Raw genomic sequence first — 21,055 nt, 5'->3', positions numbered from 1 at the left:
AACACTGGCACTGCTACCCTTGACCATGGAGGCTCCTTCGCTAGAACGGATAGGTTTAAGGCACCACCCATTCTGCCTAGAAGCCTCTCGTCATATCAACCCACCCATCAAAACAACAAACACGGTCGCCACACGGCCCTTTGTTGATTCACGGGGTATGCTACACTGAAAATTTGTGTGTGCCACACGGTCGATGCCGCAGTCGCAGGCGGCGGAGGCCAAGGATTATCGTCTACCGGCACGCATGTACATCGCGTCATGCCCGCGACGGTCTGTGTCGGTCGGCCAAGCTTACAGCTCGGCTGCATGCAGATGCGCATGACCAGGCAATAACCGACAAGAAAGGCAAGTGCAATGGCACAGATCACGATGAGCGAAATGCTCAAGGCCGGCGTCCACTTCGGTCACCAGACCCGTCGTTGGAACCCCAAGATGAAGCAGTACATCTTGATGGAGCGCAACGGCATCCACATCATCAACCTGTTCAAGTCCCTGGACCTGATCGACAAGGCCTATGACTTCATCAAGGCCACCGTCGCCCACAACGGCACCGTGCTGTTCGTCGGCACGAAGAAGCAGGCTCAGGAGGCCGTGAAGAACCAGGCCACCCGCGTGAACATGCCGTATGTCTCCGAGCGCTGGCTCGGCGGCATGCTGACCAACTTCCAGACCGTCTCCAAGCGAGTCTCCCGCCTCAAGGAGCTCGAGGAGATGGACTTCACCGACGTGCACGGCTCCGGTCTGACCAAGAAGGAGCTCCTCCTGCTCGAGCGCGAGAAGGACAAGCTGGAGAAGCAGCTCGGCGGTATCCGCAACATGGGCCGCACCCCGTCCGCCATGTTCGTGGTCGACATCAACAAGGAGGCCCTGGCCGTCGAGGAAGCCCACAAGCTGGGCATCCCGGTCGTCGCCCTGGTCGACACCAACACCGATCCGGAAGCCGTGGACTACCCGATTCCGGCCAACGATGACGCCATTCGCGGCATCGAGCTGCTGACCACGCTCATGGCCGACGCCGTGGCCGATGGCCTGCTGGAGCGTTCCGGCAAGGCCGAGAAGGCCGAAGGCGACGCCGCCGAGCAGCCGATGGCCGCCTGGGAGAAGGACCTGCTGACCGAGGGCAACGCCGAGCAGCAGGCCGAGGCCCCCGCCGCTGAGGCCGAGAAGGCCGAGTGACCGTCCACCCTGTAGTATGGGAGATGCACAACACGTCTCCCGTACTGCGGGGGACATATCTACACGAGGAGACACATCAATGGCAGCAATCACTGCAGCTTTGATCAAGCAGGTGCGCGAAGACACCGGCGCAGGCATGCTGGACGTCAAGAAGGCCCTGACCGAGGCCGAGGGCGACGTCGCTCGCGCCAAGGAGATCATCCGCGCCAAGGGCATCCAGGCCGCTGGCAAGCGCGAAGGCCGCAAGGCCCAGGAAGGCACCATCGCCTCCAAGGTCGACAAGGGCGCCGAAGGCGAGACCGGCTACGCGGTCGAGCTGAACTCCGAGACCGACTTCGTGGCCAAGACCCCGAAGTTCGTCGAGTTCGCCGACACCGTGCTCGGCTACGCCGTCGAGTCCGGTGCGAACAACGCCGAGGAACTGCTCGCGGCCAAGGCCGAGGACGGCACCGTCAAGGTCGCCGTCGAAGAGGCCGCCGCCCTGTTCGGCGAGCACGTCAAGGTCGGCCAGTTCGCGAAGATCTCCGGCCCGCACGTCGAGATCTACGCGCACAAGAAGTCCGCCGAGATGCCGCCGAGCATCGTGGCCATGATCGCCACCGACGAAGCCGGTGCCAAGGTCGCCCACGAGGCCGCCCTGCAGATCTCCGCCATGGGCGCCAAGTGGCTGACCCGCGAGGATGTCCCGGCTGACGTCGTGGAGTCCGAGCGTCGTGTGGCCACCGAGAAGTCCCTGGCCGAAGGCAAGCCCGAGAAGATCGTTCCGAAGATCGTCGAGGGTCGTCTCAACGCCTTCTACAAGGAAGTCGTGCTGCTGGAGCAGCCGTTCGTCAAGGATCCGTCCAAGACCGTCGGCAAGCTGTTCGACGAGGTCGGCGGCAAGGCCGTGGCGTTCGCCCGTGTCGAAGTCGGCAAGGGCGAAGAGGACTGAGAACCATATGACGGGTTCGACTCCCGTCAGAGGTGAGACGTTCCGGTGAGGGGCGTCCCGTGCGCATCGACGCGCGGGGCGCCCCTCACCGCGTTTCGGAACGTCCGTGCAAACCGCGGCGTCACAGGGACGCCAATCCGAAAGGGGGACATGATGAAGGACGAGGGCGACAACAGGAACGGATCCGCGCAGGACATCGCCACGACGATGGGCGACGGGTCGGTCATCCCGACATGCGGCAGGCGGCCATGGCGGCGCAACCGCGTACGACCCGAAACCGCGGGCCGTCGTGCGCTGCTCATGCCGGGGACCGGCTACAACTGCGACCGTCCGCTCCTGTACTACACGGCGATGGCGCTGATTGAAAACGGCTGGTACGTCGACCGGCTTGACGTCGACGCCGACCTGTCGAAGACGCCCGCGAGCCGGATCTTCGCCATGCTGGAGGATGCCGTCGACGAGTGGGTCGGGGACGTCCGCCGTACGACGCAGGGCGATCCGACGCTGCTGGTGGTCGGCAAATCGCTGTCCACGTTCATCTATCCGCATGTCGACGCGATCGGCGTGCCCATGGCCCTGCTGACCCCGGTGTTTTCTCCGGCGGACTTCGACCCGGCGCGTTCGGTCATCCCCGTCCCCGGCGACGACGGGTACCGCAAGGGCGTGTCGCCGGTCGCGCCGTTGATTTGCGCGGGAACCGCCGATCCGCTGTACGCCGCCGCCCGGGCGCGTCGTCTCAGCGGCGACATCCACGAATACCCGAACGCCAACCACTCCATCGAGGTGCCGGGGGACTGGCGCACGTCGTTGTCGTATCTCGAGGACGTGACCGGCCAGGTCGTCAGGTTCGCCGCATCGCTGCCGCTTGACGACGCCATGTAACAGTGTCGTCATGAACGGATAACCTGATAGACAGTGCATTGTGAGGTTCCGGATGACATGAGGAGTCCGGGACCCGTCATCAGAAAGGCTGAATATGGCAAGCGAAGCAGCGACGGCCAAGACCCGCAGGGTGTTGCTCAAGCTTTCGGGCGAGGCGTTCGGCGGCGGCAAGGTTGGCATCGACACGAAGGTCATTCGTCGTATCGCCGAGGAGATTGTTCCCGCGGTCGAACAGGGCGTGCAGGTGGCCATCGTGACCGGCGGCGGCAACTTCTTCCGCGGCGCCGAACTGCAGCAGGCCGGCATCGATCGTTCCCGCGGCGACTACATGGGCATGCTCGGCACCGTCATGAACTGCCTTGCGCTGCAGGATTTCCTGGAGCAGGAGGGCCAGTCCACGCGTGTGCAGACCGCCATCACCATGGGCCAGGTCGCCGAGCCGTACATTCCGCTCAAGGCCATCCGCCACCTCGAGAAGGGCCGCGTGGTCATCTTCGGCGCGGGTGCCGGCATGCCGTACTTCTCCACCGACACCGTCTCCATCCAGCGTTCGCTGGAGATCCACTGCGATGAGGTGCTCATGGGCAAGAACGGCGTCGACGGCGTGTACACCGCCGACCCGCGCAAGGATCCCGAGGCCAAGCGCTTTGCCACGCTGAGCTACAACAAGGCGCTGGTCGACAATCTGGCCGTCATGGACGCCTCCGCGCTGTCCATGGCCCGCGACAACAAGCAGCGCATCCGCGTGTTCGGCCTTGAGGAGCCGGGCAACGTGACCCGCGCCCTGGTCGGCGAGCCCATCGGAACGCTCGTCTCGGCCGGCGACTCCACGCTCGCCTGACGGCGGGGACCATAACGAATCTCCCATTCAACGAGGAACATCACACAAAGGAGCAACAATCATGGCAAACCTTGTCGATCAGGCCAAGGAGCAGATGGCGAAGACGGTGGAGAACACCAAGGAGAACTTCGCCGGCATCCGCACCGGCCGTGCCAACCCGGCGCTGCTCAACGGCATCGTCGTCGACTACTACGGCGCCCCGACGCCGCTGAAGGCCGTCGCGTCCATCGGCGTTCCCGAGCCGCGCACCCTGTCCGTCACCCCGTTCGACGTCTCCCAGGCCAGCAAGGTCGAGAAGGCGCTACGCGACTCCGACCTCGGCGTCAACCCGAACCGTGACGGCAACGTCATCCGCATCACCATGCCGGAGCTGACGAGCGAACGCCGCAAGGAGTACGTGAAGCTCGCCAAGGGCAAGTCCGAGGACGGCAAGGTGGCGGTGCGCAACATCCGCCGCAAGACCAAGGAGACCATCGACAAGGCCGTCAAGGACGGCGAGATGGGCGAGGACGAGGGCGATCGTCTCCTCAAGGAGCTCGACAAGGTCACCAAGCAGGTCACTGACCAGCTCGACTCCCTGCTCGAGACCAAGCAGAAGGAGATCATGGAGGTCTGATTCGGCATCCACCGAATCGGATCGACATGGCATACGAGGAACCATTGGAAAGCCGGACGTGCTAGGCATCGCAGCCTTGCCCCGTCCGGCTTTTCGCCGGCTTCAGGCAGATCAGCACGGCACACGACACAGCAGGCAGGCGGTGAGGTTATTCATGGAACGCAGCAACGACCAGCTTCATGAGGAGGCCGAGGAGGCCCTTGCGAACATCAACAAAAAGACCGGCCGGAACATGCCTCAGGCCATCGGCACTGCGGTCGTGCTCATCGCGCTGATTCTTGCCAGCCTGCTGATACGCATCGACGTGTTCGTCGCGCTGATCGTCGTGTTCATGGTGCTCGCGCTGTGGGAGCTGCGCGTGGATTTCGCCACCGTCGGGCTCCACATCCCGGTGGTCGCCCTCTGGCTGTGCTCGGCGGGCATCCTGCTCGGCACCTACTACAGCCCCTACCATTTCAGCACCATGGCATTGCTGACCATGGCCACGCTCATGCTCGTCACGGTGCTTGCGACCGCGCGGTTCAGCTTCGGCAACCGCCTATCGCTCGCCGTGGCATCGAAACTGTCCAGCAGCGACGCCTCCGCGCGTGAGGAGTCGTCGTTCAACCATGCCAGCGGTGAGCTGCATCACAGCAGGCTTTCGCACGTCGCCGTCTCAGTGCTCACGGTGCTGTACATCCCCGTGCTGGCCAGCTGCATCATCCTGTCGCTCGTGTTCAACGGCCATCCGGTCGCCCATGCGATCACGCTCGTGTTCCTTCCGGCGCTGAGCGACACCGGCGGCCTGTTCTTCGGCGCGTGGTTCGGCAAGCACAAGCTGTCCCCGCGCATCTCGCCCAAGAAGTCCGTCGAAGGCCTGCTTGGCTCCATCCTGTTCGCCATGATTGGCGCGTTCGCCGTGTTCGCCTGCACGTATGACGGCTCGATGTGGGTGTCACGCTGGTGGGTGCCGATCGTCGCGGGCGTGCTGGTCGGCGTGGCAGGCACGTTCGGCGACCTGTGCGCGTCCATGCTCAAGCGAGATATCGGCATCAAGGACATGGGCCACCTGCTCAAAGGCCACGGCGGCGTGATGGACCGCGTCGATTCCATCCTCATGTGCGCGCCGTTCCTGGTGACGTTGCTGTGGGTCACCGGCCTGTAACGGGTACGGCAGCAGGATAAGGCAACACAAGAGGCACACGACATGGAGGAGGAGAACATCGTGACACAGGACGACAAGACGATTAGTGCGGAGCACGCGACGGTGGCCGCCGACCGGCCGGAGTCGGGCATCACCCCCGGCGACAAGGGCGCGTTCCGCGATGTGCTGTCGAAGGACCATGCACGCCGCGGCAAGCCGCCGGTGCAGTTCTCCGACATGGGCGTGGACGAGCGCATCGCCAAGGCGAAGGAGCTCGGACTGCCGAAGTTCCGCGTCAAGCAGCTCGCCAACCATTACTTCGGCCGTCTGGAGACCGAGACCGACGCGTTCACCGACCTGCCGGCCGCCAGCCGTGCCGACATCGTCGACGCGTTCTTCCCCTCGCTGATCACCGAGGTCACCAGGCAGGTCGCCGACCAGGGCACCACCATCAAGACCCTGTGGTGCCTGTTCGACGGCTCCCACATCGAATCCGTGCTCATGCGCTACCCGAACCGCACCACGCTGTGCATCTCCAGTCAGGTGGGCTGCGGCATGGGCTGCCCGTTCTGCGCCACCGGCAAGCTCGGCCTCACCCGCAACATGTCCACCGGCGAGATCCTCGAACAGGTGCGCGTCGCCGCCCGCATGATGCGCGACGGCGAGGTCGCCGGCGGCCCGGGACGATTGAGCAACATCGTGTTCATGGGCATGGGCGAGCCGATGGGCAACTACCGCGCCGTACTGTCCGCGGTCCGGCAGATCAGCGCCATGCCGCCCGAAGGATTCGGCATCTCCGCGCGCAACATCACCGTCTCGACCGTCGGCGTCGTCCCCGGCATCAGGAAGCTGGCCGAAGAGGGGCTGCCCGTGCGTCTGGCGGTCTCGTTGCATGCGCCGAGCGATGAGCTGCGCGACGAGCTGGTGCCGATGAATCGACGGTTCAACACCACGCAGGTGCTGGACGCCGCGCACGACTACTTCCTCGCCTCGAAGCGCCGTGTCAGCATCGAGTACGCGCTCATGCGCGGCATCAACGACCAGGCCGAACACGCGCGGCTGCTCGCCAAGCGACTCAACCATTACGGCGACGATTGGGTGCACGTCAACCCCATCCCGCTCAATCCGGTCGAAGGTTCACGGTGGACCGCGTCCAAGCCGGAGGATGAGCAGCGGTTCCTCGACATCCTGCATCGGGCGGGCATCACCGCCACGCTGCGCGACACGCGAGGCTCCGACATCGACGGCGCCTGCGGCCAGCTTGCGGCCAAGACGCGCGAGGCGTTCCGCTCGGCCTCCTGACCGTTGACGCCGCGCCGCACCACTGCGGCTACAGGATCAATGACACGGCAATCGCCACGGCGCCGGCGATGGCGCCGGCCGCCGCGGCGATGCGCACATGCGAATCATGGATGACCGAGGCGGACAGGCAGTTCACCAATCCCAGGACCGCCGCCACGATGCCGGCAATCAGCGCGTACAGCAACGGAACCCCCGGCACGAAGCACAACACGATGCCGACGACACCCAGAACCACAGCGACGGCGCTCAGCTGCCTCACGGCATCGGCGCTGAGCTCCACATCCTCATCCTTCGCCTGAATGTCGCTGACCGAAACGTCCGCGGCGTTCGAACGGTCCACGGCGTCACTGTCAACGACAGAGGCGCCGGTGTCAATATCGACGGCATCATCGGTGTCATCATCGGCATCGCGCTTGACGGTGTTGTTCTTCCTTCCGTTCATGGCACACAGTGTACGCCGTGCTCCTCAACCAGGCCGATGCCGTCGCGACGGTGCCATCATCGGCCGCGTTCGTCCGGCAATGCAGGAAACCATACAAACGACACGATGGCATACGTATTCGGCTGTTCCCCGTGTCATGATCCAACCGGCGTGTGCGCAGTGACCTGACCGAGTGCTATCACAGGGAGATGAAAATAGGCGCGCTGTCGTATTGCGTGTCGGAGAGCGTACAAGGGGCATCATGATGAAACGAACCACGCCGGGACGGATCCTTGCGGCCATCGTATCCGCGGCGCTGTGCATGACCATGCTGGCATCCGGTTCGGCCGCCGCCGACGAGACGTCGCCTGAAGAGCGCGAGGCGGCCTCGGCGACGGCACCAGCCGCACAGGATGACGATGCGGCGTCCCGGACACACACCACGGTCGTGACCTTCATGGTGAACGGCCATGCCGTCTCCGTCACCAGGACCTATACGCGGTCCGTCACGGTGACCGTGCCTGACGACTCCCAGCTGAATGTGCCGGACGGCTATGTCATCGTCGCATGGAAGTCATCACTGGGCGTCACCTATTCGGCAGACCTGATCGGCGCCACGCTGAGCGGGCAGGCGCATGTCACGTTCACCGCCGTACTGGCGCAGCGTCTGCCGCAGCTTCCGCACGTCGGCAGGCAGGTGCGCGTCAACTTCGTGATACCGAGCACCAACGCGATTGTCACCACCCGTGTGGACCGCGGAACGACCTTCGCCGACGCGTATGCGACGGTGCGTGACGACATCGCATCCCGGCTCCCGTCGAACATCAGCATCACGGGATGGCGAGCCGGACTGCACACCTACCGCGCCGACCTGTCCGATGCCGGAACGGCGCGTCTCGACACGACGTTCTTCGCGGTGCCGAGCATCCAGGCCACAAAGACGCTGGTCGTGTTTTCGGTCGGCGCGCTGGTCGTCACCCAGAGGGTCGATGCCGGCTCCCCGCTGTCCGATGCATTGGCGGCGAAGAAAGGCGCCATCGACCTCATGGTCCCCCACGGGTACAGCATCACCGGCTGGACCGACCGCCCCACCGGCGCCACATACGCGCCTGACCTTGCCGGCGGCAGGGCGGAAGGCTGGACCATGCATCTTGATGCTACGCTGGAACGGCAGGATGCGAATCATGACGACGGCCTGCACGTCACCGTCACTTTCCAGTGGACCGACGAGCAGGGTCGCGCGCAGCGGAGCACGGCGACCGTGATCCGCGGCATGTGGCTGCTCGGCAGCCAGATCCCCTCGCCCGAACCGCCGAAGGGATACCGTCTCGACGGCTGGTACGCCGCGGACGGCAGCCGTTTCAACCGTCTGCTCCCCGTGCGGCACGACGCCACTTATACGGCCCGCTGGGCTAAAGTCGGCACGTCCGGCGGCAGCGGTGATAATGGCAACGGCGGCAACAACGACAACGGCGGCGGTCAAAACAGCAGCAACAATGGCAGCGCCGGCACCGGCGGCACCCACCAATCCGGCACCGGCAGTACCGGCTCCACCACACTGCAGCAGGGGAGCGGCGCCGGCACGGTCAGGCGCACCGCACTGCAACAGCAGGTCGCGCAGTCGATGGGCAAGACGCCGGTCTACGAACAGTACGGCACGATGGCGAAGACCGGCGCGGCGATCGCAACGGTCGCCGCGCTCGCAGCCGCATTGCTGCTGACGAGCGTGGCGGTGTCCCTGATCCGCATCCGCAACGCCCGCCGCAGGCCGCGCCGCTGACGGCAGCGGGCGCGTCGGCGTAGGCAAGCCATCTCGCAACGCAATACGCCCGCCGGCTTCTGTAACGGGCAGTCGCTACCCTTGGAGGAGCTGCTGCAAGCATCCACAACCATGAGGGGAGCAACATGTCGCTGGCCGTGAGAGTCATACCTTGTCTGGACGTCGACGCGGGCCGTGTGGTCAAAGGCGTGCATTTCGAGAACCTGCGCGACGCCGGCGACCCGGTCGAACTGGCGGGGGAGTACTACCGTCAGGGCGCCGACGAGATCACGTTCCTTGACGTCACCGCGTCCAGTTCGCACCGGCAGACCATGGTCGATGTGGTCAGCCGCACCGCCGAACAGGTGTTCATCCCGATGACGGTGGGCGGCGGCGTGCGCACGCCCGAGGACGTGGACTCGCTGCTGCGCTGCGGCGCGGACAAGGTCGGCGTCAACACCGCGGCCATCAACGACCCGTCGCTGATCAGCCGCGTGGCCGAACGCTTCGGCAACCAGGTGCTGGTCCTCTCCGTCGACGCGCGACGTGAGAAAGGCGAGCGGCACACGAAGTCCGGTTTCGAGGTGACGACGATGGGCGGGCGCAAGTCCACCGGCATCGACGCGATCTGGTGGGTCAAACGGGCCGAAGAGCTGGGCGCAGGCGAGATTCTCCTCAATTCCATGGACGCCGACGGCACGCAGTCCGGCTTCGACCTCGAGATGATCCGGGCGGTGCGCAAGGAGGTCAGCATCCCCATCATCGCATCCGGTGGCGCAGGCAAGGCGTCCGATTTTCCGCCCGCCATCGAGGCCGGCGCCGACGCCGTGCTCGCGGCTTCGATCTTCCACTACGGTTTGGTCTCCATCCGCGAGGTCAAGGAGGCGCTGCGGCAGGCCGGCTACACGGTCAGGCTGTGACCGCGGCGTTGCCGTAACAACGTTGCCGGCGGTTCTCTGTTCGGTATCAAGGGAAAGACATAAAGGAATAACGACATCATGACTGACGAAATGGCCTATGACAACACGACGACGCTCGACCCCCGCATCGCGGCGCGGCTGAAGCGCGACGCGAAGGGTCTGGTGGCCGCTGTCATCCAGCAGTACGACACCCGCGAGGTGCTCATGGTCGGCTATATGAACGACGAGGCGCTGCGCCGCACCCTCACCACCGGACGGGTGACCTTCTGGTCGCGCTCGCGTCAGGAGTACTGGCGCAAGGGCGACACGTCAGGGCATGTGCAGTATGTCAAAGCGCTCTCGCTGGACTGCGACGGCGACGCGATCCTCGTGGAGGTCGACCAGGTGGGCGCGGCCTGCCACACCGGCAAGCGGTCCTGCTTCGAGCAGGGCGGCCCGCTGCCGGTGGTCGTCGGACACCGTCCCGCGCAGGAAGACGGACAGGGTGAACAGACGTTTGGGGAGGATGCACGATGAGCGCGAACGACGAACGTATTGACGGAACCGTGAACGGCGAGGGCGTCGGCGACGCGGCCCAAGGGGCCTCGCACAGGCCCGACGATTCGTGGTGCAGCGTCAAGGACGTGAACTGGGGCGGCACGTGGCCGAGCCGCGAGCAGTTCCACCGGCTTGCCGACGAAGGGTTCCGCGTGGTGCCGATCGTGCGCCGCCTGCTCGCCGACTCGCTCACCCCCGTGGGGTTCTACGAGCGTCTTGCCGGCGGCCGGTCCGGCACCTTCATCCTCGAATCCGCAGAATACGGCGGCTCGTGGAGCCGATACAGCTTCATCGGCGTCAACTCGATGGCCCAGCTGCGCTCCGACCACGGCCGGGCGAACTGGCTCGGGCGGGTGCCGGCCGGCGTGCCCACGCACGGCGATGTGGTCGAAGTGGCCCATGCCACGCTCAAGCTGCTGAAGGCTCCGCGCGTCAAGGGGCTGCCGAACCTGACCAGCGGCCTCGTGGGGTCGGTCGGCTGGGACGCCATCCGCCATTGGGAGCCGAAGCTGCGCGGCACCGCCCCCGACGAGACCGGACAGCCCGAGATGACGCTGGCGCTGGCGACCGACATCGCCGTCGTGGACCATGTCTCCGGTTCCGTGTGGCTCATCGCGAACGCGGTCAACGTGGACGACCGTCCGACGCGAGCCGACGCCGCCTATGACGAGGCCATCGCACGGCTCGACGCCATGCAGCGCGACGCCTCCACCCCGGCCGAGGGCGAAGCGCGCGTCAGCGTGCTCGACCCCTCGATGCCTCAGCCGCAGCTGCGCTTCCGCACCACCAAGGCCGAGTATGAGCATTGGGTGGAGGAGACCAAGCGACATATTGTTGACGGCGACGTCTTCCAGACGGTCATCTCGCAGCGGCTCGACCTGGACTCGCCGGCCGACCCGTTCGACGTCTACCGGGTGCTGCGCACGCTCAACCCGAGTCCTTATATGTACTTCATGACGCTCACCGACGCGCAGGGCCGTGACTTCAACGTGATCGGCTCCAGCCCGGAGACGCTCATCAAGGTGGACGACGGCCATGCGATGACCTTCCCGATCGCCGGCTCCCGTCCGCGCGGCGCCACGCCGGAGGAGGACGAGCGGCTCGCCAAGGAGCTGCTCGCCGATCCGAAAGAGCGCAGCGAGCACATCATGCTCGTCGACCTGTCGCGCAACGACCTGAGCAAGGTGTGCCTGCCGAGCAGCGTCGAGGTCGTCCAGCTCATGGACATCAAGCGGTTCAGCCACATCATGCACATCTGCTCGACCGTCACCGGCACCGTCGACCCCAAGCTGACCGCGTTCGACGTGTTCATGTCCGCCTTCCCCGCGGGCACGCTGTCCGGCGCGCCGAAGCCGCGCGCCGTGGAGATCATCGACGAGCTGGAGGCGGCCGACCGCGGCATCTACGGCGGCACCGTCGGCTACTTCGACTTCTCCGGCAACATGGACATGGCCATAGCCATCCGCACCGCGTTCCTGCGCGACCATGAGGCGAGCGTGCAGGCAGGAGCGGGCATCGTGCTCGACTCGGTTCCTGCGACCGAATGGCAGGAGACGCGCAACAAGGCCGAGGCGAGCGTCGAAGCCGTGCAGATTGCGGCGCAGTTGCGCGACGCGACCGCCGGGCAGGACGATCGCCGGCAGAACGGCTGACGCGGAACGACCGGCATCGCCGCAGACGGCGGTGCACACACGTATGCAGGCCCCACCACGGAACGACTGTGGCGGGGCCTTGTGCTGTCGGCGTCGCCGACGACGGCGGCTTGCGGGCACGACACGCCGGAGGGACGGTTTTCCCGGCGGCGGTGGGGCGGCCAAGGCCGCGACTCGCCCGGATTGGTATGTGGCGTTCATGTTTTTGTTTATTTGTAAATTAAGTTTACAAAAACCTGTAAGCGCTACTGCCGAGCGGGATTCCGAGGGATAGCCGACCGCTCGTGTGACCGGTGACACGACACAAATGTTAAGAAAGTTGACAATTATCGAACATGCCTTTATAGTTTTCTGTAGTTGCCACGAGGAAGAGGCAACATCCATTCAATGGAGGAGTAGAAATATGGTTGCTAAGAAACGTCTGCTCGCGGGTCTGGCGTCGCTGGCCGTCATGGGCATCGCCCTGGCCGGTTGCGGCTCGTCCACGAACAACAGCGAGGGCAACGGAGAGACCAGCAGCAATGAGAAGATCACGCTGACCTACATGCACCGTCTGCCTGATTCCGAAGGCATGACCACGGTCGACGAGATCATCAAGGGCTGGAACGACTCCCACCCGAACATCCAGGTCAAGGCCACCAAGTTCAACGGCAAGGCCGCTGAGATGAGCAAGAAGCTGCAGACTGACGTCGAGGCCGGCAACGACCCCGACCTCGCCCAGCTCGGCTACGCCGAAATCCCCGAGGCCTACACCAACGGCCTGCTGCAGGACGTCACCCAGTACGCCAAGCAGTATGAGAAGGACTTCGCTTCCGGCCCGTTCAGCCTGATGCAGGTCAACGGCAAGTACTACGGCCTGCCGCAGGACACCGGCCCGCTGGTCTACTTCTACAACAAGACCGAGTTCGACAAGCTGGGTCTGAAGGTACCGACCACGCAGGACGAGCTCATCGCGACCGCCAAGAAGGCCGCCGAGTCCGGCAAGCAGATCCTGGCCCTCGAGCCCGATGAGGCAGCCAACATGCTGTCCGGCCTGTCCGGCGCCGCCGGCGGCTGGTACAAGGTCGAGGACAACAAGTGGGTCGTCAACACCGACACCAAGGGTTCCAAGGCCGTGGCCAAGGTCTACCAGGAGCTGCTCGACGCCAAGGCGCTGAACACCAACCCGCGCTGGGATCCGTCCTTCGACGCCTCCCTGCAGAAGGGCGAGCTCATCGGCACCATCGGCGCCGGCTGGGAAGCCCCGCTGATCATGAGCTCCATCGGTGACTCCGGCAAGGGCCAGTGGCAGGTCGCCCAGCTCGGCGACTGGTTCGACAACGGCGGCAAGACCGGCCCCGACGGTGGCTCCGGCGTCGTCGTCATGAAGAACAGCAAGCACCCGAAGGAAGCCATGGAGTTCCTCGACTGGTTCAACACCCAGGTCGAGGGCCTGATCTCCCAGGGCCTGGTCGTCGCCGCCAAGAGCGATGAGGCCAAGACCCTGAGCACCTGGTCCGAGTACTTCGGCGGCCAGGACATCATGAAGGAGTTCATCACCGCCAACGACAACATGGGCGACTTCACCTACATCCCGGGTTACTCGGCTGTCGGCACCGCGATGAACGAGGCCGCCGCCAAGGCCGCGGACGGTTCCGGCAAGGTGTCGGACATCTTCTCCGCCGCCCAGACCACCTCGATCGACTCGCTGAAGAGCAAGAACCTGTCGGTCAAGGAGTGACCTTCGCCGAGGTCCGATAGGACCAAGGCCTAGGATGCCTCGAAGATAAAGGAAGGCCGGAGGCATAAAACTCCGGCCTTCCTTTATCATGGCAATCTTAACCACGTCAATACATGCAACCCTATCGCGGCGGATCGGGGGATTCGTTGCGAACCTTACAGCTGTTCTCGTGTCCTGCGTCGGGCACGGCCAGTAGTGAAAGGCAGTCTGAAATGACTACAACAACCCATGCCGTTGCGCCCGCGCGCAGTGCGAAACCGAAGCGGTCGGGTGCCGCCAAGAGGGAGAACCGCACCGGTTGGGCGTTCATGGCGCCGTTCGCCATCCTGTTCGCCATCGTGTTCGTCATCCCGATCATCTGGGCAATCTACTCAAGTTTCTTCCGTCAGGTCGCCTCCGGAGGCGGCGCATACGGCGGCGGCGAGATCACCAACCAGTTCGTCGGCCTGATGAATTTCCAGTATGTCGTCACATCGAGCAGGTTCTGGACCGGTGTCGGGCACGTGCTCCTCTACACCGTCATCCAGGTGCCGATCATGATCATCGGCGCCCTTGCACTGGCCATGCTGCTTGACTCCTTCATCGTCAAGCGCGTCACCGTGTTCCGCCTCGGCTACTTCCTGCCGTACGCCATCCCCGGCGTCGTCGCCTCCATCATCTGGGTGTTCCTCTACAACGGTCAGATCTCCCCGATCGTCAAGGGCCTCGCCGCCATCGGCATCCACGTCGACTTCTTCAACAACAGCATCCTGATCGGCTCCATGTCGAACATCACGACCTGGACCTTCACCGGCTACAACATGCTCATCTTCATGGCCGCGTTGCAGGCCATCCCGCACGACCTGTACGAGGCGGCCCGCATCGACGGCGCCAACGGCTTCCAGGTCGCCATGAGGATCAAGCTGCCGAACGTGCGCGGCGCCGCACTGCTCGCCATGCTGCTCTCCATCGTCGGCACCATCCAGCTCTTCAACGAGCCTCAGGTCATGGCCACCGCCGACCCCGGCATTCCGAAGTACTTCACACCGATGATGATGGCCCTCAACACGTCGCAGAACACGCTCACCCCTGGCGGTGACGGTCCTGCGTCCGCCGTCGCCATCATGATGGCACTGATCGCCGGCGTGCTCGCCGCCCTCTATGCCCTTGCCGAGAAGAAGGTGAACGAGTAATGACTGCTGTAAGCGCTGAAACCAAGGCACAGATTCGTGCCCGTAAGAAGGCCGACAAGATCCGCGACCGCCACGCCAACGACCTGCCCCGTTCGATGCAGCCGTCCGCACCCGTCAAGGTGCTGACCATCGTCGTGCTGGTGCTCGCGCTGATCTACTTCCTGTTCCCGATCTACTGGGCGCTCATCGCGTCCACCAAGACCCCGCACCAGATGACCGCCAGCAACGGCGTCTGGTTCGCCGTCGGACTGCAGGATCTTCCGGCCGCCATCGCCAGGAACTACAACGTGCTCATCGACTACACGAAGGGCATGTTCTGGCGCTGGGTGCTCAACTCCATCATCTACTCCGGCGTCTCCGCCGTCATCGGCACGCTGGTCTCCGTGATGGCCGGCTACGCCACCGCCAAGTTCAAGTTCCGCGGCAAGGGCGTCGTCATCGGCATCATCATGGCCTCCATGCTGATGCCCGCCGCGCTGATGACCATCCCGCAGTACTCGATCTTCCACATGCTCGGCATCTCGGACACGATGATCTCCATCATCATCCCGTGCTGCGTCTCGCCGTTCGGCTTCTTCCTGGGCCGCGTGTACGCGCAGAGCTCCGTGCCTGACGAACTGCTCGAGGCCGCCCGCATCGACGGTGCAAGCGAGGCCAGAATCTTCTTCACCATCGTGCTGCGCCTGCTCGCGCCGGCCATGGTGACCATCTTCCTGTTCCTGTTCGTCGCCACGTGGAACAACTTCCTGCTCCCGTTGATGATGCTCTCCAAGACCTCGCTGCAGCCTGTGACATTGGGCCTGTACGGCATGGTCTCGCTGGCCACCTTCAACGAGCGCGGTGCCCTGATGATGGGCGCACTGCTCGGCGTGCTCCCCGTCATCATCCTGTTCCTGTGCCTGCAGCGCTTCTGGCAGGCCGGCCTCGCCGCCGGCGCCGTCAAGGGCTGATCGTCTTGGAACGCCAATAATTCAATCGATGGCACGTCTGCTTCCGCCGTAGCGGTCGCCGGCGGATCATCACCGACACCGGCTTGGGGCGGTGGGATCAGCCCCGCCCCAAGCCGTTTTTATTGTTCTGCATAGCTTGAGGGCCTCCAGAGTGGAAGGTCCGCAACCAACCATCAACAGCATCAACCAAGGAGAACATTGATGTCCACTTCTGGTCGTTTTACGATTCCGAGCGAGTCGAACTTCGCGGAGAAGACCGCGGAGCTGTCCCGCCTGTGGGGCGCGGATGCGGTCCGCAACTCAGACGGCACCCAGCTCGACGATGAAGTCGTCGACCTCGGCATGAAGGTGTACACCGCCTACTTCCCGACCCGTGCGCACAACGAGTGGATCACGCTGCACATGGACGAGACCCCGCAGGTCTACCTGCTGTCCAAGCGCGTGCTGGCCGAGTCCGACAGCGTTGACGTCCCGCTCATGGATGGCTTCTTCGACGAGCAGCTCAAGCCGAACCGCGACGCCGACCCGCACAAGTACTGGGAGGTCGTCGACCGCTCCACCGGCGAGGTCGTGCCGACCGAGCACTGGTCGCTTGACCCGGATTCCGACACCGTGCACATCACCGGCATCGAGCCCATGCACCAGTACACGGTCTCGTTCCTCGCGTACATCATCTGGGATCCGGTCGAGATGTACAACCACCTCACCAACGACTGGGGTGACAAGGAGCATGAGATCCCGTTCGACATCTACCATCCGGCGACCCGCCAGTTCGTGTTCGACACGTTCGCGAAGTGGCTCAAGGACAACCCGCAGGTGGATGTGGTCCGCTTCACCACGTTCTTCTACCAGTTCACGCTGCTGTTCGACGAGAAGCGCCGTGAAAAGGTGGTCGACTGGTTCGGCTGCGCGTGCACGGTCTCGCCGGCCGCGCTCGACGACTTCGAGAAGGAGTACGGCTACCGCCTGCGCCCGGAGGACTTCGTGGACGGCGGCTCCTACAACTCCGCGTGGCGTGTGCCGCGCAAGGCGCAGCGCGACTGGATCGACTTCCTGTCGGGCTTCGTGCGGGCGAACGTGAAGAAGCTCGCCGCCATGTCGCACGAGGCCGGCAAGGAGGCGATGATGTTCCTCGGCGACCAGTGGATCGGCACCGAGCCGTACAAGGACGGCTTCGAGGACCTCGGCCTTGACGCGGTCGTCGGCTCGATCGGCGACGGCACCACGACGCGCATGATCGCGGACATCCCCGGCGTGCGCTACACCGAGGGCCGCTTCCTGCCGTACTTCTTCCCCGACACGTTCTATGAGGGCAACGACCCGAGCATCGAGGCGTGGGATAACTGGCGCAAGGCCCGCCGCGCCATCCTGCGTTCCCCGATCGCCCGCATGGGCTACGGCGGCTACCTCTCCCTGGCCGCGAAGTTCCCGAAGTTCGTCGACGCGGTGGAGCACATCGCCGACGAATTCCGCGACATCCATGACCGCACGCAGGGAGAGGCCGCCAAGGGCATCCTCAACGTGGCCATCCTGAACAGCTGGGGCAAGATGCGCTCCTGGATGGCCTACACTGTCGCGCACGCGCTGCCGAACAAGCAGACGTACTCGTACTACGGCATCCTCGAGGCGCTGTCCGGCATGCGCGTGAACGTGCGGTTCATCAGCTTCGACGACGTGCTCGAGCATGGCGTGGACGACGACATCGACGTGATCGTCACCGGCGGCCCGGTCGACACCGCGTTCTCCGGTGGCGCGATCTGGGCGCAGAACCCGAAGCTTGCGGCCACCCTGCGCGCATGGGTCCACGCGGGCGGCGCCCTGGTCGGCGTCGGCGAGCCGAGCTCGCAGTGGTTCCAGGGCCAGTTCTTCCAGCTGGCGGACGTGCTCGGCGTCGACGAGGAGCGTTACCAGACGCTGTCGATCGACAAGTACTTCCCGCCGGTCACCCCAGAGCACTTCATCACCGCGGACGTGCACCTCAAGGAGGGCGTGCTGCAGCAGTTCGCCGACGCCGGCTACCGCAAGCCGCTCTCCGGTTGCGGCGGCGGCCAGGCGAAGGGCGTCGTCGGTGGCATCGACTTCGGCGAGCCGGTCCTCAACACGTTCCCGGTCAACGAGGACGTGACGTTGCTGCGCGCGGACGGCGGTCAGGTGCAGCTGGCGGTCAACGAGTACGGCAAGGGCCGCGGCGTGTACGTGTCCGGCCTGCCCTACTCGGCCGCCAACGCGCGACTGCTCGAGCGCATCCTGTTCTACGCGAGCCACAACGAGGACAAGTACGCGGCCTACAGCTCCTCCAACCCGGAGTGCGAGGTCGCCGTCTTCGAGAAGGCCGGCTGCTACTGCGTGGTCAACAACACCGATCGTGCGCAGTCCACCTACGTGGAGCGCGAGGACGGCCGCATCGAACGCATCGCGCTCGAGCCAAGCGGCATCGCGTGGCGCACCATCTGACGGATACCGCCAGCAGCCATCGACAACACTTGGGTAAGGGTGTCCCGCCGTTCTTGTTCTCCTTCCTGCGGAGGGGACGCCCATACCCAATCACATGACCACATGAATACCGGGGCAAGGAATGGCATCAGCCGTTGCTTGCCCCATACTGCGAGACAAGGAACCATCATCATGACAGCATCACAGGCGCAGGACGCGAAGCTCCGCGTCGGCATCGACATCGGCGGCACCAAGATCGAAGCGGTGCTCGTCGGGCCCGACGACGCCATCCTCGCCACCGAACGCATCCCCGCACGTCGAGGCAACGACCAGGTCATCGACGATGTCGTCGCCATCACCAAGGCCGTGGCCGGCGACCGCATCGGCGTCGTCGCCACTGTCGGCATCGGCATCCCCGGCCAGGTCGACTCCGCCACCGGCCGCGTGGCGCACGTCGTCAACCTCGACATCGACACGCTCGAGCTCGGCTCCCTCGCCGGCGAGCGTCTCGGCATCCCCGTCTACGTGGAGAACGACGTGAACGCTGCCGCAGTCGGCGCCGCGCGCATGGTCGACGGCTCGCACGGCGAAGGCACCGTCGTGTTCCTCAACTTCGGCACCGGACTCGCCGCCGGCATCGTGACGGACGGCAAGGTGCAGCACGGCTACAGCGGCGCCATCGGCGAGATCGGCCACATCCCGATCGACCCGAACCGCTTCCCCTGCCCGTGCGGCCAGAGCGGCTGCCTCGAGACCGTCTGCTCCGGCGCATCCGTGGGCCGCCACTGGCCGGTGAAGGACCGTCCGCCGATGCCCGATCTCATCGAACGCGCGCGTAAGGGCGAGCCGGATGCGCAGCGTGTGCTCGTCATGGTGACGCACGCCATCGTCGACGCCGTGCAGATCGTGGCGCAGTCCTACGACCCGCGGCTGATCATCTTCGGCGGCGGCATGGCGAAGACCGGCCAGCCGCTCATTGACGTCACGCTTGACGAGCTGCGCGTGCGCGAGCGCACCTGCCCGTTCCTTGCCGGCCTGCATCTGGGGGAGCGGATCCGCCTCGCCCAGCTCGACCAGCCGGTCGGTGCGCTCGGCGCGGCATGGGCCGCTCCCGAAGCCTGACCTGTGGTTGTCGGTCGGGCAAAAGGCCGACAACGTAAGGTGAAGGGGCTCTCCCGCAAATCAAGCGGGAGAGCCCCTTCAATCGTTATGTCCGGCCGATTCGACCGGCGTCGCTACTTCGCCTCGATGTAGTGCCTGATCACGTCGATGGCCGAACCGCGCAACGCGATGTCCGAGCCGACCTGACAGCGGCGGATCGTCGTGTGCTTATGGAACTGGGACGACGTGACCTTGTCGATGCGCCGCTGTGTCGCTTCGAGGAACGTTTCGTTGACGATGTCCGGCGGACCGTACACGCACACGTCGTTGATGTCCATGAGTCCGATCGGCATGGCCAGCGCCGAGGCGAGCTCCTCGCCGGACGCGCGGATCACGTCCAGCTGCTGCTCGGGGGTGCCGGCGTGGCGGATGCGGTCGCGGATGACGGGGGAGGTGACCGTCGTCTCCAGACATCCGCGCTTGCCGCACGGGCAGGGCCGTCCGTGTTCCGGATCGAGGGAGATGTGCCCGATTTCGCCGCCGGCGTGGTTCTGGCCGATGACCGTCACGTCGTCGATCAGCGTGGCCGCGCCGATGCCCCGGTCGATCTTGATGAAGATCATGCTCTTGTCGCCTTTGCCGAAGAAGCGTTCGGCGAGCATCGAGCAGACCACGTCGTTGCTCACCGTCACGGGGAAGCCGAAGCGGCGTTCCAGCATGGACTGCAGGTCGAGGTCATGCCAGCCGAGCACGGTGGACTCGCGGATGACGCCATCCTCGACGACGCCGGTCACGGCGATGCCGATGCCGATGATCGCATCCGAGTCGATGTCGGTGCGCAGCTGGTCGACCAGCTGCACGATCATGTCGGCGTTGATGTCGTTGTCGGGCCCCAGCGCCATCTCCATGCGCTGCTGGGGCGTGCCGAGCAGGTCGGTCACCGCGCCCTGCACGAGATGCTCCTGGGAGAGGTCCACGCTGATGATGTGCAGCCTGGTCGTGTCGATGCTCAGCAGGGTGCCGCGCTTGCCTTTGGCCGAAGCGCTGGCGTCGTATCCGCTTTCGCAGATGAGCCCCTCCTCGAGCATGCCGTTCGCCACGCCGGAGATGGCCACCCTGGACAGTCCGGTCTGTCGTCCGAGCTCGGCCCGGGACAGCTGGCCGTTCGGGAACAGCAGGCCGAAGACGAGTGACCTGTTGTTGCGGCGTACGTCAGCCGGGCTCGCCTTCGCCGTCCTGCCCGGGGTATGCAGGGGGAACGAAATGGTGTTGGCATACGAGTTCATGTCGTGGTCGTCTCTTTCTGCTCGAATCTTTCGGATCCGCTTTCGAAAAATGCATTCGTCATTAAATCCACATTGTTTCCATTATACCCATGAAACCGTGTGGCGAGTCGCTGTAAACGCCGAAGAATAGCGGTTTGTCAATTATGTAACTATAATTAACAAATACCAGGTGCAACGTGCGCCAAGTGGCTGCGTCGACAGACGCAGGGGTAGTTCCAACAGAGGGGGTCGGC

18 protein-coding genes are annotated in these 21,055 nt (G+C 64.7%); 16 read left to right on the top strand and 2 right to left on the bottom strand.

The features are described from left to right. The first annotated feature begins 354 nt into the window (after window positions 1–354). From rpsB to rlmN, 7 genes are all read left to right on the top strand, one after another. Window positions 355–1,176 carry a 30S ribosomal protein S2 gene (rpsB, locus tag F7D09_RS03870; protein WP_152234094.1) on the top strand — a complete coding sequence of 274 codons (822 nt, stop codon included), beginning with the start codon at window positions 355–357 and terminating at the stop codon, window positions 1,174–1,176. A 79-nt stretch (window positions 1,177–1,255) separates the two neighbouring features. Then, the gene (gene tsf, locus F7D09_RS03865; RefSeq protein WP_152234093.1) at window positions 1,256–2,107 is read left to right on the top strand and encodes a translation elongation factor Ts; all 852 of its coding nucleotides are present in this window, start codon (window positions 1,256–1,258) and stop codon (window positions 2,105–2,107) included. Between the two features lie 207 nt (window positions 2,108–2,314). Next, on the top strand, window positions 2,315–2,989 hold the full coding sequence (locus F7D09_RS03860; RefSeq protein WP_152234107.1) for a hypothetical protein: 675 nt from the start codon (window positions 2,315–2,317) through the stop codon (window positions 2,987–2,989). A gap of 94 nt (window positions 2,990–3,083) precedes the next feature. Further along, window positions 3,084–3,830 carry a UMP kinase gene (pyrH, locus tag F7D09_RS03855; protein WP_152234092.1) on the top strand — a complete coding sequence of 249 codons (747 nt, stop codon included), beginning with the start codon at window positions 3,084–3,086 and terminating at the stop codon, window positions 3,828–3,830. A gap of 61 nt (window positions 3,831–3,891) precedes the next feature. Beyond that, complete coding sequence (frr, locus tag F7D09_RS03850; RefSeq protein WP_152234091.1) at window positions 3,892–4,446, top strand: ribosome recycling factor; 555 nt, start codon at window positions 3,892–3,894, stop codon at window positions 4,444–4,446. A 154-nt stretch (window positions 4,447–4,600) separates the two neighbouring features. Then, the gene (locus tag F7D09_RS03845; protein ID WP_152234090.1) at window positions 4,601–5,590 is read left to right on the top strand and encodes a phosphatidate cytidylyltransferase; all 990 of its coding nucleotides are present in this window, start codon (window positions 4,601–4,603) and stop codon (window positions 5,588–5,590) included. Between the two features lie 57 nt (window positions 5,591–5,647). Next, window positions 5,648–6,871, top strand: coding sequence for a 23S rRNA (adenine(2503)-C(2))-methyltransferase RlmN (gene rlmN / locus F7D09_RS03840; RefSeq protein ID WP_376862744.1), 1,224 nt, complete (start codon window positions 5,648–5,650; stop codon window positions 6,869–6,871). A gap of 28 nt (window positions 6,872–6,899) precedes the next feature. Here the strand turns inward: rlmN and F7D09_RS03835 are convergent, their stop codons facing one another. Further along, window positions 6,900–7,313 carry a hypothetical protein gene (locus F7D09_RS03835; RefSeq protein WP_152234089.1) on the bottom strand — a complete coding sequence of 138 codons (414 nt, stop codon included), beginning with the start codon at window positions 7,311–7,313 and terminating at the stop codon, window positions 6,900–6,902. A gap of 241 nt (window positions 7,314–7,554) precedes the next feature. Between F7D09_RS03835 and F7D09_RS03830 the strand changes: the two genes are divergently transcribed. The 9 genes from F7D09_RS03830 (at window position 7,555) to F7D09_RS03790 (ending at window position 19,557) form a co-directional block, all read left to right on the top strand. Beyond that, complete coding sequence (locus F7D09_RS03830; RefSeq protein WP_152234088.1) at window positions 7,555–9,072, top strand: hypothetical protein; 1,518 nt, start codon at window positions 7,555–7,557, stop codon at window positions 9,070–9,072. 125 nt (window positions 9,073–9,197) lie between these two features. Next, a complete protein-coding gene (hisF, locus tag F7D09_RS03825; protein WP_152234087.1) occupies window positions 9,198–9,971 on the top strand; it encodes an imidazole glycerol phosphate synthase subunit HisF in 774 nt (257 codons plus the stop codon). 78 nt (window positions 9,972–10,049) lie between these two features. Then, complete coding sequence (gene hisI, locus F7D09_RS03820; protein ID WP_152234086.1) at window positions 10,050–10,487, top strand: phosphoribosyl-AMP cyclohydrolase; 438 nt, start codon at window positions 10,050–10,052, stop codon at window positions 10,485–10,487. Then, complete coding sequence (locus tag F7D09_RS03815) at window positions 10,484–12,160, top strand: anthranilate synthase component I (protein WP_226835926.1); 1,677 nt, start codon at window positions 10,484–10,486, stop codon at window positions 12,158–12,160. The genes hisI and F7D09_RS03815 overlap by 4 nt, the downstream gene beginning before the upstream one ends. A 403-nt stretch (window positions 12,161–12,563) precedes the next feature. Continuing rightward, window positions 12,564–13,880 carry an ABC transporter substrate-binding protein gene (locus tag F7D09_RS03810; protein ID WP_152234085.1) on the top strand — a complete coding sequence of 439 codons (1,317 nt, stop codon included), beginning with the start codon at window positions 12,564–12,566 and terminating at the stop codon, window positions 13,878–13,880. 212 nt (window positions 13,881–14,092) lie between these two features. Next, window positions 14,093–15,052, top strand: coding sequence for a carbohydrate ABC transporter permease (locus F7D09_RS03805; protein WP_152234084.1), 960 nt, complete (start codon window positions 14,093–14,095; stop codon window positions 15,050–15,052). Further along, window positions 15,052–16,002, top strand: a complete 951-nt coding sequence (locus F7D09_RS03800) for a carbohydrate ABC transporter permease (RefSeq protein ID WP_152234083.1) — start codon at window positions 15,052–15,054, stop codon at window positions 16,000–16,002. The genes F7D09_RS03805 and F7D09_RS03800 overlap by 1 nt, the downstream gene beginning before the upstream one ends. A gap of 201 nt (window positions 16,003–16,203) precedes the next feature. Then, entirely contained in the window at window positions 16,204–18,456 is a 2,253-nt protein-coding gene (gene gnpA, locus F7D09_RS03795; protein WP_152234082.1) for a 1,3-beta-galactosyl-N-acetylhexosamine phosphorylase, read from the top strand. 171 nt (window positions 18,457–18,627) lie between these two features. Next, window positions 18,628–19,557, top strand: a complete 930-nt coding sequence (locus F7D09_RS03790; RefSeq protein WP_152234081.1) for an ROK family protein — start codon at window positions 18,628–18,630, stop codon at window positions 19,555–19,557. Window positions 19,558–19,670: 113 nt separating this feature from the next. Here F7D09_RS03790 and F7D09_RS03785 read toward each other — a convergent pair whose 3' ends face one another. After that, window positions 19,671–20,822: an ROK family protein gene (locus F7D09_RS03785; protein WP_152234080.1), complete on the bottom strand. Its 1,152-nt coding sequence runs from the start codon at window positions 20,820–20,822 to the stop codon at window positions 19,671–19,673. Window positions 20,823–21,055: the final 233 nt, after the last annotated feature.

Origin of the sequence: Bifidobacterium leontopitheci (assembly GCF_009193355.1) — a bacterium.
In the GTDB taxonomy this organism is placed as follows: domain Bacteria; phylum Actinomycetota; class Actinomycetes; order Actinomycetales; family Bifidobacteriaceae; genus Bifidobacterium; species Bifidobacterium leontopitheci.
Note: the sequence above shows the minus strand (reverse complement) of the source record. Positions and strands in the feature narration are given on the sequence as shown.

Excerpts from the sequence above, each read along its gene's own strand:
- rpsB (WP_152234094.1), top strand. The coding sequence starts at position 355 with ATGGCACAGATCACGATGAGCGAAATGCTCAAGGCCGGCGTCCACTTC.
- tsf (WP_152234093.1), top strand. The coding sequence starts at position 1,256 with ATGGCAGCAATCACTGCAGCTTTGATCAAGCAGGTGCGCGAAGACACC.
- F7D09_RS03860 (WP_152234107.1), top strand. The coding sequence starts at position 2,315 with ATGGGCGACGGGTCGGTCATCCCGACATGCGGCAGGCGGCCATGGCGG.
- pyrH (WP_152234092.1), top strand. The coding sequence starts at position 3,084 with ATGGCAAGCGAAGCAGCGACGGCCAAGACCCGCAGGGTGTTGCTCAAG.
- frr (WP_152234091.1), top strand. The coding sequence starts at position 3,892 with ATGGCAAACCTTGTCGATCAGGCCAAGGAGCAGATGGCGAAGACGGTG.
- F7D09_RS03845 (WP_152234090.1), top strand. The coding sequence starts at position 4,601 with ATGGAACGCAGCAACGACCAGCTTCATGAGGAGGCCGAGGAGGCCCTT.
- F7D09_RS03835 (WP_152234089.1), bottom strand. The coding sequence starts at position 7,313 with ATGAACGGAAGGAAGAACAACACCGTCAAGCGCGATGCCGATGATGAC.
- F7D09_RS03830 (WP_152234088.1), top strand. The coding sequence starts at position 7,555 with ATGATGAAACGAACCACGCCGGGACGGATCCTTGCGGCCATCGTATCC.
- hisF (WP_152234087.1), top strand. The coding sequence starts at position 9,198 with ATGTCGCTGGCCGTGAGAGTCATACCTTGTCTGGACGTCGACGCGGGC.
- hisI (WP_152234086.1), top strand. The coding sequence starts at position 10,050 with ATGACTGACGAAATGGCCTATGACAACACGACGACGCTCGACCCCCGC.
- F7D09_RS03815 (WP_226835926.1), top strand. The coding sequence starts at position 10,484 with ATGAGCGCGAACGACGAACGTATTGACGGAACCGTGAACGGCGAGGGC.
- F7D09_RS03810 (WP_152234085.1), top strand. The coding sequence starts at position 12,564 with ATGGTTGCTAAGAAACGTCTGCTCGCGGGTCTGGCGTCGCTGGCCGTC.
- F7D09_RS03805 (WP_152234084.1), top strand. The coding sequence starts at position 14,093 with ATGACTACAACAACCCATGCCGTTGCGCCCGCGCGCAGTGCGAAACCG.
- F7D09_RS03800 (WP_152234083.1), top strand. The coding sequence starts at position 15,052 with ATGACTGCTGTAAGCGCTGAAACCAAGGCACAGATTCGTGCCCGTAAG.
- gnpA (WP_152234082.1), top strand. The coding sequence starts at position 16,204 with ATGTCCACTTCTGGTCGTTTTACGATTCCGAGCGAGTCGAACTTCGCG.
- F7D09_RS03790 (WP_152234081.1), top strand. The coding sequence starts at position 18,628 with ATGACAGCATCACAGGCGCAGGACGCGAAGCTCCGCGTCGGCATCGAC.
- F7D09_RS03785 (WP_152234080.1), bottom strand. The coding sequence starts at position 20,822 with ATGAACTCGTATGCCAACACCATTTCGTTCCCCCTGCATACCCCGGGC.